This is a genomic window from Planktothricoides sp. SR001, assembly GCF_001276715.1.
Lineage (GTDB): Bacteria > Cyanobacteriota > Cyanobacteriia > Cyanobacteriales > Laspinemataceae > Planktothricoides > Planktothricoides raciborskii.
Window position 1 is genome coordinate 75,445 of the sequence record NZ_LIUQ01000005.1, and the last position, 17,359, is coordinate 92,803.

General features: G+C 43.3%; 15 protein-coding genes. 11 read left to right on the forward strand and 4 right to left on the reverse strand.

The window, feature by feature from the left end; all coding sequences use genetic code 11:
- Positions 1-5: 5 nt before the first annotated feature.
- The 10 genes from AM228_RS04720 to AM228_RS04760 all read left to right on the forward strand — a co-directional run bounded on the left by AM228_RS04720 (position 6) and on the right by AM228_RS04760 (position 10,776).
- Entirely contained in the window at positions 6-479 is a 474-nt protein-coding gene (locus tag AM228_RS04720; protein WP_054464956.1) for a R3H domain-containing nucleic acid-binding protein, read from the forward strand.
- A gap of 129 nt (positions 480-608) precedes the next feature.
- On the forward strand, positions 609-1,121 hold the full coding sequence (locus tag AM228_RS04725; RefSeq protein ID WP_054464957.1) for a DUF177 domain-containing protein: 513 nt from the start codon (positions 609-611) through the stop codon (positions 1,119-1,121).
- 171 nt (positions 1,122-1,292) lie between these two features.
- Complete coding sequence (locus AM228_RS04730) at positions 1,293-2,807, forward strand: AAA family ATPase (RefSeq protein ID WP_054464958.1); 1,515 nt, start codon at positions 1,293-1,295, stop codon at positions 2,805-2,807.
- Between the two features lie 22 nt (positions 2,808-2,829).
- Positions 2,830-3,285 carry an SH3 domain-containing protein gene (locus tag AM228_RS04735; RefSeq protein WP_054464959.1) on the forward strand — a complete coding sequence of 152 codons (456 nt, stop codon included), beginning with the start codon at positions 2,830-2,832 and terminating at the stop codon, positions 3,283-3,285.
- A gap of 429 nt (positions 3,286-3,714) precedes the next feature.
- Positions 3,715-4,677 carry a MoxR family ATPase gene (locus AM228_RS04740; RefSeq protein ID WP_054464960.1) on the forward strand — a complete coding sequence of 321 codons (963 nt, stop codon included), beginning with the start codon at positions 3,715-3,717 and terminating at the stop codon, positions 4,675-4,677.
- Positions 4,678-4,983: 306 nt separating this feature from the next.
- Positions 4,984-5,304, forward strand: a complete 321-nt coding sequence (locus AM228_RS04745; RefSeq protein WP_054464961.1) for a CVNH domain-containing protein — start codon at positions 4,984-4,986, stop codon at positions 5,302-5,304.
- A 256-nt stretch (positions 5,305-5,560) separates the two neighbouring features.
- Complete coding sequence (locus AM228_RS04750) at positions 5,561-6,913, forward strand: DUF58 domain-containing protein (RefSeq protein ID WP_054464962.1); 1,353 nt, start codon at positions 5,561-5,563, stop codon at positions 6,911-6,913.
- A complete protein-coding gene (locus tag AM228_RS04755; RefSeq protein WP_054464963.1) occupies positions 6,910-8,970 on the forward strand; it encodes a transglutaminase domain-containing protein in 2,061 nt (686 codons plus the stop codon). The genes AM228_RS04750 and AM228_RS04755 overlap by 4 nt, the downstream gene beginning before the upstream one ends.
- Positions 8,971-9,215: 245 nt before the next feature.
- Positions 9,216-9,389: a hypothetical protein gene (locus AM228_RS33980; RefSeq protein WP_190877677.1), complete on the forward strand. Its 174-nt coding sequence runs from the start codon at positions 9,216-9,218 to the stop codon at positions 9,387-9,389.
- A 241-nt stretch (positions 9,390-9,630) separates the two neighbouring features.
- Positions 9,631-10,776 (forward strand): peptidoglycan-binding protein, encoded by a 1,146-nt coding sequence (locus tag AM228_RS04760; protein ID WP_054464964.1) that lies wholly within the window; start codon positions 9,631-9,633, stop codon positions 10,774-10,776.
- A gap of 109 nt (positions 10,777-10,885) precedes the next feature.
- Here AM228_RS04760 and AM228_RS04765 read toward each other — a convergent pair whose 3' ends face one another.
- The 4 genes from AM228_RS04765 to AM228_RS04780 all read right to left on the reverse strand — a co-directional run bounded on the left by AM228_RS04765 (position 10,886) and on the right by AM228_RS04780 (position 14,999).
- On the reverse strand, positions 10,886-11,341 hold the full coding sequence (locus AM228_RS04765) for a Fur family transcriptional regulator (protein WP_054464965.1): 456 nt from the start codon (positions 11,339-11,341) through the stop codon (positions 10,886-10,888).
- A gap of 253 nt (positions 11,342-11,594) precedes the next feature.
- Entirely contained in the window at positions 11,595-12,839 is a 1,245-nt protein-coding gene (sigC, locus tag AM228_RS04770) for an RNA polymerase sigma factor SigC (RefSeq protein ID WP_054464966.1), read from the reverse strand.
- Positions 12,840-13,423: 584 nt separating this feature from the next.
- Entirely contained in the window at positions 13,424-14,416 is a 993-nt protein-coding gene (locus tag AM228_RS04775; RefSeq protein WP_054464967.1) for an SPFH domain-containing protein, read from the reverse strand.
- Between the two features lie 154 nt (positions 14,417-14,570).
- Positions 14,571-14,999: an NfeD family protein gene (locus AM228_RS04780; protein ID WP_231636614.1), complete on the reverse strand. Its 429-nt coding sequence runs from the start codon at positions 14,997-14,999 to the stop codon at positions 14,571-14,573.
- Positions 15,000-15,341: 342 nt separating this feature from the next.
- Here AM228_RS04780 and AM228_RS04785 point away from each other — a divergent pair, with 342 nt between their 5' ends.
- Positions 15,342-17,321, forward strand: a complete 1,980-nt coding sequence (locus AM228_RS04785; RefSeq protein ID WP_054464969.1) for a protein phosphatase 2C domain-containing protein — start codon at positions 15,342-15,344, stop codon at positions 17,319-17,321.
- Positions 17,322-17,359: the final 38 nt, after the last annotated feature.

Sequence of the window (17,359 nt, forward strand, 5' to 3'; positions counted from 1 at the left end):
AAATTATGAGCGATCGCCCCATTGACCGAGGTCAACAGTGGCTCAAGCAACTGTTAACCCTTGCGGCTTGTCCCACGGAAGTTCACGCGGAAGAAAAACCCGATTGCTACTGGCTGACCATTGATCACACCAACCTGACCCCAGAGCAAATTGACATCCTGATCGGAGCCAAGGGTTCTGTCCTGGATAGTATTCAATATCTAGCGAATACAATTTTGAATCTGGGACAAACCCCGGATCAACAAGCCGCTTATACCATTGAATTGAATAACTATCGATCTCACCGCCAAGCGGAACTCGAAGCTATTGCTCTCAATGCAGTCGCTCATGTTCGGGAAACAGGGGAGGAGTTTGAAATTAAATCACTCTCCTCCGCCGAACGTCGCCAACTTCATAACTTATTGAAAGAATACGACGATTTGGAAACCTACAGTCGCGGACAAGAACCCGATCGCCGTTTGGTCGTTTACCGACGGTAGGGGCGCTACTTCCAAGCGCCCCATCATTCAATGATGCCTCTAAAATCCTGGATAAATAGTTGAGTGGAGAGTTGAGAGTCAATTAATCTCTCAAATCTCAACTCACAGAAAAAATTCTTCAACAGCCCTATGGAGCCTATTTATATTCCTCAACTGACCACCGCACCTGAGCGAACTGAGGAAATTCAGTTTGAGGAGTTTTTCTCAGAGTTTGAAACTTTGACTCCCGTCAAAGGCACCCTCGTCGTGAAGCATCAAGGAAACTATTTGGAAGTTTTCGCTCAAGCGGAAACCATTGTCACCCTGACTTGCAATCGGTGTCTGCAACAGTATAATCACCGATTAACCGTAGATACGTCTGAATTAATCTGGCTCGATGAAGCCGCCGATCAACCAGACACAGGCCCCCTGGAACGGGAAACAGCCCTGGAAGATTTGGTAGAAACTTTGTCCCCTCACGGATATTTTGAATGTACAGAATGGGTTTATGAACAACTTTGTTTAGCCTTGCCACCGCGCCAACTTTGTGATGCCAATTGTTTAGGAATTCAAACAGATAGTTATTTACCGCCGACTGCACCGCCTGCAATCGATCACCGTTGGGCATCTCTGGCAGAATTAAAAAAACTATTTCCCAACTAAGCAGTCTCCCTAAAAACAGACAATAGATCCATATCTCCAGAATTTGCCGGAAATTTATAGGCAAATATTTGGGTATTTGGGGGCAAATATTCAGAGAATTAAATCCGGCTACAATGCTCAATAATTCTAAAGTTTGATTAAGTTTGAAGTGTTGATTAGGGGTGAAATTCAATGACATTTAGTGATGAGTTTGAACTGCTTTTGCGAGCCAGATATCCGTTGATTTATATTCCCACTCGCGAAGAAGAAAGAGTCGAAAAAACCATTACTCAAATTGCCAAAAACCAAGGCAATCGAGGGGTATATATCTGGGATTTTGTGGATGGCTATACGGGCAATCCCAATGACACGGGTTTTGGCAAGCGCAATCCGTTACAAGCTTTAGAATTGGTGGAAAAATTGCCAAGCAACGCCCCAGCAATTTTTATTTTGCGAGATTTTCACCGTTTTTTAGAGGATGTGGCGATTTCTCGCAAATTACGCAATTTAGCGAAACTGCTGAAATCTCAGCCGAAAAATTTGGTGCTGATTTCTTCAGAAGTAGCGATTCCCGAAGAGTTAAGCGAAGTTTTGACGGTTTTGGAATTTCCCTTGCCGAATCAAGCAGAAATTGCCGCAGAAGTGCAAAGACTTTTGGGGGCGACGGGAGAATCTTTGTCCCGGAATACCCTCGATGAAATCGTCAGATGTTGTCAGGGACTTTCCATTGAACGAGTGCGTCGGGTATTGGCGAAGGCGATCGCCACTCATGGCAAGTTAGAAGTAGATGATCTGGAATTAATTCTGCAAGAAAAACGCACAATTATTCGCCAAACCCAAATTTTAGAATTCTATCCAGCCACGGAACAAATTTCTGATATTGGTGGTTTGGATAATCTGAAAGAATGGTTGCTGCGACGAGGCAGCGCTTTCTCGGAACAAGCAAGACAATATGGTCTGCCTCATCCCAGAGGTTTGCTGTTGGTGGGGATTCAAGGAACGGGCAAATCTTTGACCGCAAAGGCGATCGCCCACCATTGGCATTTACCGTTACTACGTCTGGATGTCGGTCGGCTATTTGGCGGTTTAGTCGGTGAATCAGAATCCAGAACTCGACAAATGATTCAACTGGCTGAAGCCTTAGCCCCCTGCATCTTATGGATTGATGAGATTGACAAAGCCTTTGCGGGGTTTGAGAGTAAAGGGGATGCAGGCACCACCAGTCGAGTCTTTGGTACATTTATTACCTGGTTGGCGGAAAAAACTTCTCCGGTTTTCGTGGTGGCTACAGCCAATAATATTCAAGCATTGCCCCCGGAAATCTTACGCAAAGGCCGTTTTGATGAAATATTTTTTGTGGGTTTGCCCCATCAAGACGAGCGCCGTGCTATCTTCGAGGTGCATTTATCCCGCTTGCGCCCTCATAATTTAAAAAATTATGATTTGGATCGACTTGCCTATGAAACTCCTGATTTTTCAGGGGCAGAAATTGAGCAATCCCTGATTGAAGCCATGCACATTGGATTTAGTCAAAACCGTGATTTTACCAATGATGATATTTTAGAAGCGGTGAGTCAGATTATTCCCTTGGCGCGAACTGCCGCTGAACAAATCGAATTTTTGCAAGCTTGGGCAGCTTCTGGCAAAGCTCGTCTGGCTTCTCGATCCAGTGGTTTATCTTCTCGCATCCAAAGTCAACGAAAATAGCCTAATTTTAAATAGCATAGCGATGAGCATTTTCTCTGGTTTGATCAAATTTTTGATTGGTTTTATATTGGCACTGGCGATCCTTGCCGGTGGTAGTGTTGCTGCTGGCCTTTATTTTGTGACTCGCTTAACCGAATTGCCCCCAAGACCAGTTTTTGACAATGAGCAACCCGTTAAGCCAAAACCTAGTTCACCGACTCCTGCCGCTAAACAAAATACGCCAGCAAATTCTAGCAGCAATTCCAGCGCCAATTCCACAACTTTGGCACCGGGAACTTACCGGGCTCGCGTGATTTGGCAAGATGGGTTAATTTTGCGCGATCGCCCTAGCTTTGATGCCAAGTCAATTGGCGGGGTTGATTTTAATAAAAACGTCATTGTATTGGAAACCACTTCTGATAAAGAATGGGAAAGAGTGCGTGTAGAAGGTGCTAATCAAGAAGGCTGGGTCAAAGGCGGTAATACAGAGAAAATTTAATCACTGTGCAGCCAAATTTATTACGCAATTTTTAAAATTTTCTTCCCAGCAGCATACCCAAAAAATTACCCAAAAATACTCCAAAATTTAATTAACTCTGAAATTTAATTAAAATTCGTCTACCTCATCGGTTTTTTAATCGGAAAAAGCGATGATTTTCTACGGTTTCAGACAGTCTGGTATCGGCAAAAAACCCAGACTGATTGAATCTGTTGATCGCCATGCATCACCAGGGCATTTTTACAGAAAATAGCGATGATGACTTTCTCTTGTTATATTGTTATAACGTTTTCAAGCAGAGAACAGTAGGGGCGCAATGCTTGCGCCCAAATTAACCTCGTAATTGTAGAAATAATTTTTGAAATTGGTATTAGGATTAAAATCGCAAAATTTTTTAATATAATCACAGAGGGTATTTTAATACATAAAATGGCTGAAACACAAGTAGATAATTATCAGTTTTATGGCCAAGCAATTTATCAAAAAATTACTGCCAACATTGGCCAAGTCATCAAAGGACAATCCGCTGCTATTAGAAAGTTACTGTCAGCGTTTGCTAGTGGTGGTCATGTGCTCTTAGAAGACTACCCAGGAACGGGAAAAACTACCTTGGCAAAAGCCCTAGCTTTTTCCGTAGATGTCAGCTTCAAACGGATTCAATTTACCCCCGACCTTTTACCCTCAGATATTTTGGGGGTTTCCATGCTCGATCCCAATGAGCGGACTTTTTATTTCCATGAAGGGCCAATTTTTGCCAATATTGTCTTAGCCGATGAAATTAATCGCGCTTCTCCACGAACTCAATCGGCATTATTAGAAGCAATGGCAGAATCCCAAGTTAGTATTGATGGCACTTTGCGAAAGCTTAACGATCCTTTTTTTGTGATTGCTACTCAAAATCCCGTAGAATCTCGCGGCACTTACCCACTGCCAGAAGCCCAAATGGATCGGTTTGCGTTGCAATTTTCTTTGGGATATATTTCTCCAGAAGATGAAGTGAGTCTGCTCTCGGATCAAATTCAGCAACTGCCGATCGCCTCCCTTAAACCTTGTGTTTCGATCCAGGAGATTATGGCGTTGAAACAGCAAGTTAGAGCCGTGAGAATTAGTGAAACTTTAAAACGCTATGTGGTGGATATTGTGAATGGGACGCGATCGGCCCAAGGGGTACAATTAGGAGCGAGTCCCAGAGCTTCTATTGCCTTGATGAAAATTGCTCAAGCCTTAGCCTTATTTGATGGCTATGAGTTTGTCACTCCCGAACATATCCAAGAGTTAGCCGTAGATGCGATCGCTCATCGGTTAGTGATGGAACCCCAAGCCCGTTTTTCTGGCATAACTGCCCCTGGGGTTGTCCAAGAGATTCTTGATTCTATCCCGGTTCCCCGCTAAAATATGAAACGGTTTATTTATCAGATTTTTCGGGAGTCTTCGGCGTTTGAGCGATCGCGCCAAAGACGATTAACCCCCAAGGGTTTAGTTGTTTTAATCTGCCTGATTTGCTCTGGGGTTTTGAGTCTCGACCCACTCCCCAGGGGTTAGGGAAAAATATATTGACTAGAAAGGATACTTATGGTATCTATGTAAATATCAGTAAGACCAATAATTAATAAGCCAATTTAAATTTTAATCTAAAAAGTATAAAATTAACTTATTAATTATTTAATTTGAAATACAAAGATAATTTGGAAGAAAACAATGAGTTGTAATTATCAATTGACTTGCACAAACATCACCATTGATGGAAATGTATTGTCGGCGATTTGTAATAGAAGAGATGGCTCTCCCAACTATACCTCTTTGGTTCTGAAGGGAATTGAGAACATTGACGGCACCTTAACCGTCACAGATCCCGAAGCAGAAGCTAATTTTCACCTGAGTTCTCAGAATATTTCTATTGAGGATGACGTTTTATCAGCCGAGTGCGAAACAATGAGTGGTGATTGGGTTTTCAGCCAAATTACTCTGAATGGTATTGAGAATATTGATGGGGAATTGACTTACACGGGTAGTCCCTAATCTGAGCCAGGGTTGCCAGTAATTGTATTTCTCTCCTGGAGCCTTTTTCCTAGTAGAGAAAGATACTAAGTATTCAAGACTATTTTTTGTAAATTGTAACGTTTAACCCCTCGCTTTATTTGTGTTTAGCGGGGGGTTTTTAAACCTCTATTATCCTTGGGGAAATCTAGGGAATGGAAACTAATGACTACCGTTGGGGTTGTGCAAGAGGTGCTTGATTCTGTCCCAGTTCCCCGTTAAAATATGAAGCTAAAAGATGAAACGGTTTCTTTATCAGATTTTTCGGGAGTCTTCGGCGTTTGAGCGATCGCGTCAAAGACGATTAACCCCCAAGGGTTTAGTTGTTTTCATCTGCCTGATTTGCTCTGGGGTTTTGAGTGTCGATACCAATCAGAGTATGGCGGCGCAAATCTTTACGTTTTTGTTATCGCTTTTTATCATAGCGATCGTTTCTAGTCGGCTGTTTCGCTTTCGCTTTCACGCAGTGCGGATGCTGCCTAAATTTGCTACAGTTGGCGTTACAATCAAATATCGTCTGGTAATTCATAACCGCACGAACAAAACCCAAAAATGTTTGAAACTTTTAGAAAATTTTGCTGACCCCAGACCGAATTTTTCAGAATTTTTAACCACTCCTGAACCGAATGAAAATATCCATAATGTTGTGGATCGCTACCTGGGATATTATCGCTGGCTGTGGTTAGTGAAAAGGAAACAAGGTGCAACGGCAAAATCCGTCGATTTACCGCCACTTTTGCCGGAAAGTAAAACCGAAGCGATCGGCGAAATTACACCATTATATAGAGGAGTGATTCGGTTAGTCGGTTTGACGGTCTTTCGCCCGGATCCGTTTAATCTTTTCAATGCTGCTGTGACGATTTCTTTACCCCAATCTTTGTTAGTTTTACCAAAATTATATCAAATCCCACCGATTCAACTTCCGGGTTTCAGGAGATATCAATCCGGTGGAGTTGCCTTAGCTTCTTCCGTGGGAGATGCGGAGGAATTTCGGTCTTTGCGGGAATATCGTCCCGGTGATTCTCTGCGAAAAATTCACTGGAAAAGTTGGGCAAAAGTGGGCAAACCAATTGTTAAAGAAGAACAAGATGAGTTTTTTGTCCGCCATGCTTTGATTTTAGATACGTTTCAATCGATGAAATATAGCGAGGTGTTGGAAGAAGCGATCGCGATCGCTGCTTCTTTTGCTTGTGAAGTGCAAACCCAAGAATCTTTACTAGATTTAATGTTTGTCGGTCACGAAGCCTATTGTTTTACCTTTGGTCGCTCCCTCAGCCATACAGATAAAATGCTGGAAATTCTCGCCTCAGTTGTGGCTTGTCAGGATAAATCTTTTAGTGCTTTGACTCCAGTTTTGCTGGAAAGAGTTTCCCTCCTCAGTGGTTGTATTTGTATTTTTATTTCATGGGATGATGAACGGCAACAGTTAGTCAATTATCTCAAAAGTATCGGTTTAAATACCTTAATTTTAATTATATCAGAAACCGCAACCAAATTACCGAATTCTGAGATTAACTCTATTAGAGATAATTTAACCCAATGCCAGGTTTTACGCTTGGGCAAAATTCAAGAGGATTTAATGCAACTATGAAAACACCCATTTTTCTCCTCGGTGCAGCGGTACTTTTCTGGGGTTGGCACAGTGGAATGTTGATTTTTGCGATCGCGATTTCCACGGTATTAGAAGCCTCTCGCTGGGTAAATTGGCGCTGGGATTTATCCGCAAAATATTTTCGACGGATTGCTAATTTATGCATAATTTTGGTGATGGTTTTAATTATTTACCTGTTGGCTAAAGATGCTTCAGCTTCAATTTATTTTATTTATAATTTTTTACAGCTACTTCCTCTGGTATTTTTCCCCATCTTAGCGGCTCAAGCTTACTCGGTGACAGAAAAAGTCGATCTGAGGACACTGTTTCTGTTCTTCGATCAAACTATGGAGGCAGACGACCCTAGTAAATTTACCGTAGATTTAAGCTATTTTTATTTAATCCTCTGTCTTTTGTCTGCCAGTGCCGTAAATCTGGAAAATTTTGCTAATTTCGCATTTTATGGGGGTATATTTATCCTCTCAGCGATCGCCCTTTGGTCGGTGCGTTCTCAGCGATTTGCCCCAGGGGTTTGGTTGAGTTTACTCTTGCTGGCAGGAATCCTCGGTTTTGTTGGCTATCTGGGCTTATATCAACTTCATTTAACCGTAGAAGACCGGCTAGTTAATTGGTATTATAATACTTATGAACGCGAAAGTGATGCTTTCCAAAAAACAACCAATCTGGGCACACTTGGGGAACTAAAAGGGTCAAATGCCATTGATTTTAGAGTTGCCCTTGACTTTCATAAGCCGGAGCGATTTTTGCTCAGAGAATCAACTTATGATAAATATCAGTCTTCTACTTGGCTGGCATCTGAGGCGAATTTTACCCCAGTAAAGGCGGAGGAAAATGGGACAAGCTGGCAATTAAGCGGTCAACCGGATTCAGATAAAACAATTACCGTCTTTTCCTCATTGTCTGGGGGTCAGGGATTATTAAAATTGCCAGAAGGAACATGGCAAATTAATCGTTTACCCGTCAGCCAAATGGAAAAAAATCAATATGGGACGATTAAGGTGACGGGTAAGGATGGCCCGATCGCCTACCAAGTCCAATTTAATCCTAATTTTCCTAATTTATCTGAAGATAGCCCACCAACGGACAATGACTTACATATCCCACCGGCAGAAAAAGCCGCGATCGCGCAAATTTTGCCCCAACTAAATCTGCAAGGGAAATCCCCCGCCGAAATATTACCAGAATTAGACAAATTTTTTCAAAGAAATTTCACTTATTCCCTGGCTTTGACTGGTCAAAATAATTCCATGACCCCTGTAGCAAACTTTTTGCTAAAAAATCGGTCGGGTCATTGCGAATATTTTGCCACCGCCACCAATTTACTGTTGCGATCGCTAGGAATACCAACCCGTTATGCGGTTGGCTACTCCGTTCACGAATTTAGCCAATTAGAAAATCAATATATTGTCAGAAGTCGCCATGCTCATGCTTGGACTTTAGTGTATTTAGACGGAAAATGGCAAACTTTTGATACCACTCCCGCCAATTGGACAAGTTTTGAGGATGCCCGGATGTCCCAATGGGCAATTATTGGAGATTTTTGGTCATTTTTTATATTTAAATTTTCTCTTTGGTTCCAATGGGTGATGGGGCATCCTACCTTAAAGTATGGCTTGCCGATTTTCGGCTTATTAATTGTTATATTTATGCGGAGATTTTCCCCCAAAAAATTGGCGTTGCGGTTGGCGAAAAAGTCCAAATTGCGCCAATCTAAACCCCAGTTATTTGCCCAAGTCACAGAATTTGATTTAATTGAGCAAGCTTTGGCGGATTTAGGCTATATGCGTCATCCCTCAGAGTCGTTAAAAAAATGGATTACCCGTTTAGAAAATGAGCTTCCCGATTCCAGTTGCTTAGAAAATTTGCGGCGGATTGTTGAGCTTTATTATCGCGATCGCTTCGATCCCAACGGAATTAATCTCCCTGAACGAGAACAATTAAAATCCTTAATCAAATCTTGGTTACAGGAATATCCCCAGGCGATCTCCACTCAAAAAACACTCGATTCTCTGGGTTCTTCATCACCTAAAATTTAAGTTGAGTAAAGAAATATTAACAAATATTGGAAAATATTAAGAAATATTGGCAAGAAATATTGGCAATGGGCTTTTGCCCAGCCTAGTTATGAGCGGATTTAGTAACAAAACTTAGCCTCTTATGTTAAGAAAATTCTCAAAATTTAAAGGTTAATTGCAAAATCGGGTTTAGTAGTTTTGCCAAAAAAAATTCGGTGCTAGGATGTGCCAATTAAAATCACTTTCCTCAACCCTGGATGAAAAATATGTACAACAAAAATTCTCAAGGAGATTTACTCACCGCTGCGGTGACTGCTGGTTTAGGTGCTGGAGTTGTCACTTCTTTTGCCGTATTCAGTGGGCAAAATCCGCTGATTGCTTTGGGGATTACGGGATTTTCCGTGGTGGCGGCTTTATTGTTGGATTCTTTGATGCGTTAGCGGTGATGGATCGTACCAGGGGAATTAACCAGCAGCAAAAAGCCACGAATGATTGCTAACAATGATTGCTAATTCCCCAACCGGGTTTTTTTGGCCGTTCGCGAAGCGTGCCCGATGGCATTACTGAATTCTGATTTTTAGACTAAACTAAAATCTAACACCCCCAACTATGGGTTTTTCTCTTCGCTCTCTGGTTGGGGGAGTGTGAATTTTAGTTTTGGGGCTAAAAGGTCTAAAAGATATGGAAAACTTTGCTTATTTCTGTTTGGCTAATGCATATAAGGCAACGGCAGAAGATGATCTGGTTGATCCGTCTTTCAGCGAATCTGTCGATCGCTTGTTTCAGGACTTGTTTCAGGGCTTGTTTCAGGGCTTGTTTGCGAGATTAAATGGGTGCAGACTTTCCAGTTTGACCTATATTCGTTTTGCGTCCCTGGGGGTAATGTTGTTGGTGCTGAGTATCACCAGCAACTCCTGGGCCATGAGTCGGGGCGATCGCGGTTCGTCTGTTTCCTACTTACAACAAGATTTGCGATCACTTGGTTGTTTTGATGGGTTGATCACTGGGGTTTACGATCGCACCACGGAAGCGGGAGTGCGTCGTTGTCAGGATGCCTTGGGACTGCCTGCCAATGGGGTAGCTGATTTGACCACCCAGCAGGTATTGCAGCAACGACTGGGACAAGTCCGCGCCCAGACATTGATTCCCAGGCAAACAGAAACGAGATTAGCACGGGGCGATCGCGGGGAGCAAGTAACATTTGTGCAACAAACTTTGCTGAATCGGGGATACTTCAGCGGGCCGGTGACGGGTTTTTATGGGGAGTTAACGGAAGTCGCCGTGCGGAATTTTCAAGCAGCCAATGGACTCTCAGTCTCTGGGCAAGTGGATGCCGCCACCTATCAAAGATTGCAACAATTGCAAGCAGCACAAGTCGCATCCTTTTCGGTTCCCAGTCAGGGATTCAATACCGTTGCTGGCAGTCAGGCGTTAAAGCGAGGCGATCGCGGCATTCAAGTGAGAAACCTGCAAAAAAGACTCATTGTCGCCGGTTATCCCAACGTGGTAGTCGATAGTATTTATGGGGCGGAAACGGAAGCTGCCGTCAAACAATTTCAAATTGGTTATGGATTTGTCCCTGATGGGATAGCTGATGCCAACACCCAAAAAGTTCTCAATGAGAAACTATATGTCGTGGTGATTCCCAAAAGAAGTAACATCACTCTGGCTCAAGTCCAGCAAATTTTCCCCACCGCATTTGAGGCTCCTTCTCAATTAGGCACCTATATTCACGCAGGTTCTTATCCCAATTACGACATTGCCAAAACACGAGTGAAATTTTTACAACAAAGCGGGATCATTGACGCTCGGGTTGCTTATCTTTAAAATCTGCAAACCAATCGATAATTGATAATGGACAATGGACAATGGACAATGGACAATGGATAATTTCCTACTCATCAACCATCAATTATCAATTATCCATTATCAATTATCAAAGAGGCATTAAAGCTCTCTGACAAGTGGGACAAATCGCATGAATCGTTAATTGACAATCTAATAAGTGATATCCTTCTTTTTTTGCCGTTTTGCTGCCGACTTTTAAAATAGAATCACTTTTGAACTCAATAGTTTTATTACAGCGGACACAAATCAGGTGATGGTGATGATAAGGATAAGGTTGATTGAGTTCATAATGCTTATGTCCTTCTGCCAGTTCGAGTTCCCGCAGAATTCCCATCCGTGCCATTAACTTGAGGGTTCGGTAAATCGTCGATAAACTAATATGCTGATTTTCACTCTGGAGTAGCCGGTATAAATCCTCAGCACTGAGATGATGACCCTTGTTCAAGTTCTGAAAGACCTGTAAAATCTGTTCTCGCTGTGGAGTCATTCTCCATCCGCGCTCGTTGAGTTCAGCTTTCAGGGAACTTGCTGTATAAAAAGACATAGTAACGCTCTCAAGTTCTCAATAAAATATATTTATTGAGAATAATACCTGTTTATTTGTAAAGTTGCAACAATTTCCGCTTATTGACGGGTAAATTTCCCCGTCTGACGAGGCGAAATCGCCGATAATATCCCTAAAGAATTGTCAAAAAGTCCAAGAAACCGGGTGTTTTCGGATTGTTTTCCCAGAAGATTGGCCAAACATCAATGGATTTACCCGGTTTCTCCAGCCCCTGAATGGTTGTTGCCCGGATTCAAGTTAATGACTCCAGATAGTCCCGAACGCGATTTCGCCGCTTCGGTTGGCGTAATTTTTGTAATGCCTTGGCTTCAATTTGACGCACCCGCTCGCGAGATAATTCTAAAGCCTTGCCTACATCCGAGAGAGAATAGGGATGACCATCTAACAACCCAAATCTCATTTCAATGACCTCTCGCTCGCGAATGCTTAAATCCGCTAAGAGTTCTTTTAAGTCCCGCTGTAAAGATTCTCGGACGAGGAGGTCTTCGGGAGAAATTTCATCGGTTTCTAGTAAATCTCCTAGTTCGGTGTCTTTTTCTTTACCCACTTTCGTTTCCAAAGAAACCGACCGAGGAACACGCAACAAGACTTCCCTCACTTCTGAGGGCTTGTTGCCTAATTCGCGAGCAATGTCATCAATACTGGGAGTTCGGCCTTTTTCTTGAGAAAGTTTCCTTTGCGCTTTTTTAATTTTGTTGAGTTTTTCCGTAATGTGAACGGGTAGTCTAATCGTTCGGCTTTGGGTGGCGATCGCTCTAGTAATCCCTTGACGAATCCACCAGTAAGCATAGGTGCTAAATCGATATCCTTTGGTCGGGTCAAACTTGTCTACGGAGCGTTCTAAGCCCAAGGTGCCTTCCTGAACTAAATCGAGCAGTTCTAAGCCGCGATTTTGATACTTTTTGGCTACGGACACCACTAAACGCAGGTTGGCCTTGATCATGTGCTCTTTCGCCCGAATGCCTTGGGTTTGGATCCGATCCAGTTCCTCTACGGTTAAATCGGCAATTTTTGCCCAAGCTGCTTTGCCTACGGCAATTAGCTTTTTCAGTTCTGCTTCCTGAAGCTTGGCATCCCTAGCCCATCTCGCTAAAGGCGGTTGATGCCCTAATTTGGCGGCAAGGCGATCGCGCAAATCCATCAACTCCACATATTGACGCATGATGCCGTCTTTTGTCTGCGCTGCTTGGGTCCGCAACTCCAGCAACTGCATATAACGTTGCACTCTTTGGGCTTCGGCAACTTCTTCATCTCGACTCAACAGGGGAACCCGACCAATTTCCTGTAGATATAAGCGAACTAAATCCTGGCTCCGAGAACGAACTGCCGGTTGCAAGGTATTGCTACTGACATCTTGTTCTAACTCCGTTGAGTTTTCGTCAAATTCCAGAGATAAACTATCGATATCTTCCACCTCAACATTGGCGGCATCTCGTTGCTCGTCATCTTCTCCAGAATAAAAAGAGGTGTTTTGCATAAGCTAAGTATCAATTACTCCCGGTGACAAAGATGGTCGGTTGGCAGATGCTTCTTTTGATTATCCCCACTATCGATTGAGTAAATGGACATTTCTCGGTATTCTGTTACAGAACTTTACTCTCTCAGTATGAAGCAAAATTTCTCGCAGTTGTGGCAATCAATTGCCCAGGTAAAAGAGATGACCGCTCTTTTTAGCGCATCTGCGTGACAGAGAAATGCTGATGAACCATCAGCACCTATCGTTAGTATAGAGATTGATGCTTCCTAGATAAGTGACCTAGGTCAAGGGATCTATTAATATTCATCACCCGCGAAACCTCCTGCGATCGTTGGCATTGAGCGTTTATAGTGATACAAATCTTGCGGCACACAATTCATCCCTGGGCGGAAAATCGCTCAAAATTTAAGGGATTAATCTCGTCTTCGGGGCAATAGATCGATTACCTCGAAGACGAGTGGCGATCGCATCCATCCTCATCCCTTTAGACACCAATCATTAGACCGCTAAAGGCTGACTGGATATTTCAGCCGTAAATCGGCGTTTGCCTGAACCCGAAATCTCGATCGATAGTTAAATTCTAGCTAACGATTTCCCAGTTTTTTAAAGATTTCCGTTTCACTGTCAGAAGGTTCTTCGCTAACAATCGATCGCAGTCCTTCAAAGGTGGCGGGAATACTTCGGGGATCCATAAACATCACCTTACTACTATCGCTGCTGCCAATTTTCATCCCCATTTCTAGATATTGTTGCGCCAGTAAAAACTGAAGCGACTCCCGGGCATTGGGTTCATTTTCCAGTTTTTGCGCCACAATTTGTAAGGCTTCCGCCGTGGCTTTAGCTTTGAGAATTTGTTGCTGCCGTTCCGCTTCGGCTTTCAAAATGAGTGCCTGTTGTTCCGCTTCAGCGGCTAAAATTGCGGCTTTTTTACGAGATTCGGCTTCTAGAACTTGGGCTTCGGCTTTTCCTTTCGCCGAGTTAATCGCGGAATCCCGTTCCCCCTCAGAAGTGAGAATCGCTGCCCGACGTTTGCGTTCGGCGGTCATCTGCAATTCCATCGAGTCTTGTACCGCTTTGGAGGGAAAAATATCCCGCAGTTCCACGCGAGTGACTTTTATTCCCCAAGGATCAGTCGCTAAATCCAATTCTCGCAGTAAGGTTTCATTGACTTCAGAACGCGCAGTAAAGGTTTCATCTAATTCTAGTTTACCCATTTCGGCGCGAATTTGAGTTAAAACTAAATTCTGCATAGCCAGCAGCAAATTTTCTACTTTGTAATAGGCTCTCGCCATATCCACAATTCGCCAATAAACTACTGCATCTACGCTGATGGAAACGTTATCGCGGGTGATACAAGTTTGTTTGGGGATATCTAATACTTTTTCCCGGATGGTTTCCGTATAAACAATTTTATCGAAAAAAGGGTTAATCCAGTGCATCCCAGGAGTGAGTTTGCTTTTATACTTGCCTAAGCTTTGCACCAGAGATTCATTCCCTTGATCGATAAATTTCAAACCCCGAAACAGAAACGTGCCGCTAAAAATGACGAAGGCCAAAAAAATTGGTGCTATATCCATATTAAACCTCTCAAGTCATTATTTTGAAAAAACATCAGAAACAATTGATTCAATTCAATTCAATTTAATTTAATTTAACCCAGAATAAATCAAGGATAAATTAAGGATAAATTAAGGACTAGACCAGAAAGAGAGATACCATATGCCATTGAGGTTAAGAATTCAAAAGGTGTTCTGGCATCACGATCAAGGTAGTGCCTTCTCGACTAATGACATAAACTTTTTGATTCGGCGCGATCGCCTGATGGTCATCGGCACATCGTGCTTGCCAAGAATTGCCTTCAAACAACACTCGACCCACTTTGCCTGGGGGAATTTCCGTTAAAGTTTCCGCCTCATTTGCGTCAGCCAGCAAATCGAATTTCTGCCGAGACATGAAGAATTGACGACCTCGGAACACCAAGACCCCAGATAAACCCATCCAGACCAACACTTGTAAGCCCAAGTTTGGCAACACCAACGCCAACCCAGCCATGATCAAGGCACTGACACCCATCATCATAGACACAAAGGCATTGGGCAACATCAACTCAAACCCACACAAAATTAAGCCAACAATTAACCAAATGACACTAGGACTCATAGCCAGTAAGGGAAAATTCATGGCGAGAAACTACAATGGATCATAAATTACTTGCATTACTTGCATATTTATCTCTGAATCACTCTCATTGTCCAATCTTAACCAAAAGATGCCGAATTCATTGATTAGAGCATCTAAAGGCTAAAATTATCTTGAATCTTCCTCTATTTTACAGAGCAGCGATTTTTTTGGGGTTCTACATATGCCAAATTCGTTGATTTTCCTGAACTCTTCTGCACAAAATAGAGAAGGCTACCACCAGTTTAAGCTGGCTGTGAGCAATGAGTGCCTCCGGGTTTATGTGATGCGTCTTAATTTTACTGTGATTACTTTTTGCTGCTTATGACCAGTTCCAGCCGCCCGCAAATTGATTGTCCCAATCCTGCTTGTACCCACCCAGCTAACGATTTGGGGCAAAAGTATTGTGCATCTTGTCAAAATCCCTTGACTTATCGGTATTTGTGGGCGGTGGGTTCCCAGGCAGCCCAATTCCCCCCAGCTTCACCGATTGGCGATCGCTACTATGTGGTCAGCCCGCAAATTTGGTTAGATACCACCCCTGGGAAACCCCCGACATTGCCCCAAGAGATTCCCGAGGCGATCTTACCTTACCTAAAATTGTATCGGCATTCCTTGCATATTCCTCAAGTCTATGGGTTTTGTCCTGTCAAAGAGCAGGATTGGCAAGTGCTACTTCTGGAAAATGTGCCGGTAGATCCGAAAACAGGCCAACTCTACCCCACCATGATCGAATCATTTGCCAATGCTGCCCCAGTGCGTCACGTTTATTGGTTTTGGCAAATACTGCAACTCTGGACGCCTTTATTGGAGTTGGGTTTGACTACCAGTTTGTTTCAACCGAAAAACATTCGCGTCCAAGGTTGGCGCGTCTGGCTATTGGAACTCTATGGGGATCAGTCCTCGGTGACTAAACCAGATTTACAGGATTTGGGCTATCACTGGTTGACTTGGACCGGGAAAATTTCCCTTTCCGACGGCCAAAACTTTACGGGCAATTATGTTGACCGTCTCAAGGAAATAGGCAAACTGATGCGGGCTCCCCATGCTGAAGTTAATGGGATTCGTCGTCAACTGAATCAACTGTTGCTAGAATTAGCCGGTCAATTGCCTTTAAGATTGCGATCGGCAGGCGCCACTGACTCCGGACCAGAGCGATCGCACAATGAAGATGCCTACTATCCCACTAGGGCTGATTTACCCAAACCGGGGACGAAGCCCAACCCAAATTCTCTGGTGTCTAACCTGGTGATGGTTTGTGACGGGGTAGGTGGCCATGACGGGGGTGAGGTCGCCAGTCAATTAGCGGTTAATTCATTGAAATTAGCCCTCCCAACTTTGCTCAAAGAAATTTCCGCCCAACCTGATATTAGCCCGCCCAATTTAGTCTCTGAAGAAATGGCGGCTTTGATCCGCGTGGTAAATAATACCATTGCCAGCCAAAATGATGCTCAGGGTCGGGCTTACCGACAAAGGATGGGAACGACTTTGGTGATGGGATTGCAGTTAGGCCAAAAAGTACCCAGGGCAGATGGGTCAGAATTCGCGAATAGCCATGAATTATATGTGGTGAATGTGGGGGATTCTCGCGCTTATTGGATTACGGAAAATTACTGCCAGCAACTCACGGTGGATGATGATTTGACCACCAGAGAAGTTTGCCTGGGGCGCGGTTTTTATCGACAAATTAAACAACGTCGAGATGCGGGTGCTTTGATTCAAGCACTGGGCACGAAAGATGGTAATTTAATTAAGCCGAATATTCAACGATTTATTATTGAAGAAGATGGCTTGTTGATGCTCTGTTCTGATGGTTTGAGTGATAATGGTTGGGTTGAAAAATCTTGGCCAGAATATGCCACCCCCATATTAGATGAGCGGGTATCGATTGAAGATGGTCTGAAAGCTTGGATTGATTTTGCGAATCAAAAAAATGGCCATGATAATACTTCGATTGTGGTGATGCGTTGTCGGATTTCTCCAGAAAAACTGGTGCTTTTTGAGACGAATAAATTACCGAATAAAACGGTGGTAGAAGGCGAAATGTCTGATGCTTCTAAGGTTTTGCTTTATGATACGGAGGCAGCAGAGGTAAATCCTGCCTCGACTGTGAGCCAAGCCCAGCGCAATGGTTCTAATCTTTGGTTGGCGATCGCCACTTTCTTTTTGATCGTCTTGGTGGGATGCGGCATTGCTTTGGTGGGATTTTGGCAATTAAATCCCGAAGTCTTTAAGGATTGGCAACAAAAACTATTTCCATCATCTCAACCAGAAGAAACACCGGCTGAAAATTCAGATTATTAAATAATTTACCCAAGCAATTTACAGCGAACATAAACGGA

Excerpts from the sequence above, each read along its gene's own strand:
- AM228_RS04720 (WP_054464956.1), top strand. The coding sequence starts at position 6 with ATGAGCGATCGCCCCATTGACCGAGGTCAACAGTGGCTCAAGCAACTG.
- AM228_RS04725 (WP_054464957.1), top strand. The coding sequence starts at position 609 with ATGGAGCCTATTTATATTCCTCAACTGACCACCGCACCTGAGCGAACT.
- AM228_RS04730 (WP_054464958.1), top strand. The coding sequence starts at position 1,293 with ATGACATTTAGTGATGAGTTTGAACTGCTTTTGCGAGCCAGATATCCG.
- AM228_RS04735 (WP_054464959.1), top strand. The coding sequence starts at position 2,830 with ATGAGCATTTTCTCTGGTTTGATCAAATTTTTGATTGGTTTTATATTG.
- AM228_RS04740 (WP_054464960.1), top strand. The coding sequence starts at position 3,715 with ATGGCTGAAACACAAGTAGATAATTATCAGTTTTATGGCCAAGCAATT.
- AM228_RS04745 (WP_054464961.1), top strand. The coding sequence starts at position 4,984 with ATGAGTTGTAATTATCAATTGACTTGCACAAACATCACCATTGATGGA.
- AM228_RS04750 (WP_054464962.1), top strand. The coding sequence starts at position 5,561 with ATGAAACGGTTTCTTTATCAGATTTTTCGGGAGTCTTCGGCGTTTGAG.
- AM228_RS04755 (WP_054464963.1), top strand. The coding sequence starts at position 6,910 with ATGAAAACACCCATTTTTCTCCTCGGTGCAGCGGTACTTTTCTGGGGT.
- AM228_RS33980 (WP_190877677.1), top strand. The coding sequence starts at position 9,216 with ATGTACAACAAAAATTCTCAAGGAGATTTACTCACCGCTGCGGTGACT.
- AM228_RS04760 (WP_054464964.1), top strand. The coding sequence starts at position 9,631 with ATGGAAAACTTTGCTTATTTCTGTTTGGCTAATGCATATAAGGCAACG.
- AM228_RS04765 (WP_054464965.1), bottom strand. The coding sequence starts at position 11,341 with ATGTCTTTTTATACAGCAAGTTCCCTGAAAGCTGAACTCAACGAGCGC.
- sigC (WP_054464966.1), bottom strand. The coding sequence starts at position 12,839 with ATGCAAAACACCTCTTTTTATTCTGGAGAAGATGACGAGCAACGAGAT.
- AM228_RS04775 (WP_054464967.1), bottom strand. The coding sequence starts at position 14,416 with ATGGATATAGCACCAATTTTTTTGGCCTTCGTCATTTTTAGCGGCACG.
- AM228_RS04780 (WP_231636614.1), bottom strand. The coding sequence starts at position 14,999 with ATGAGTCCTAGTGTCATTTGGTTAATTGTTGGCTTAATTTTGTGTGGG.
- AM228_RS04785 (WP_054464969.1), top strand. The coding sequence starts at position 15,342 with ATGACCAGTTCCAGCCGCCCGCAAATTGATTGTCCCAATCCTGCTTGT.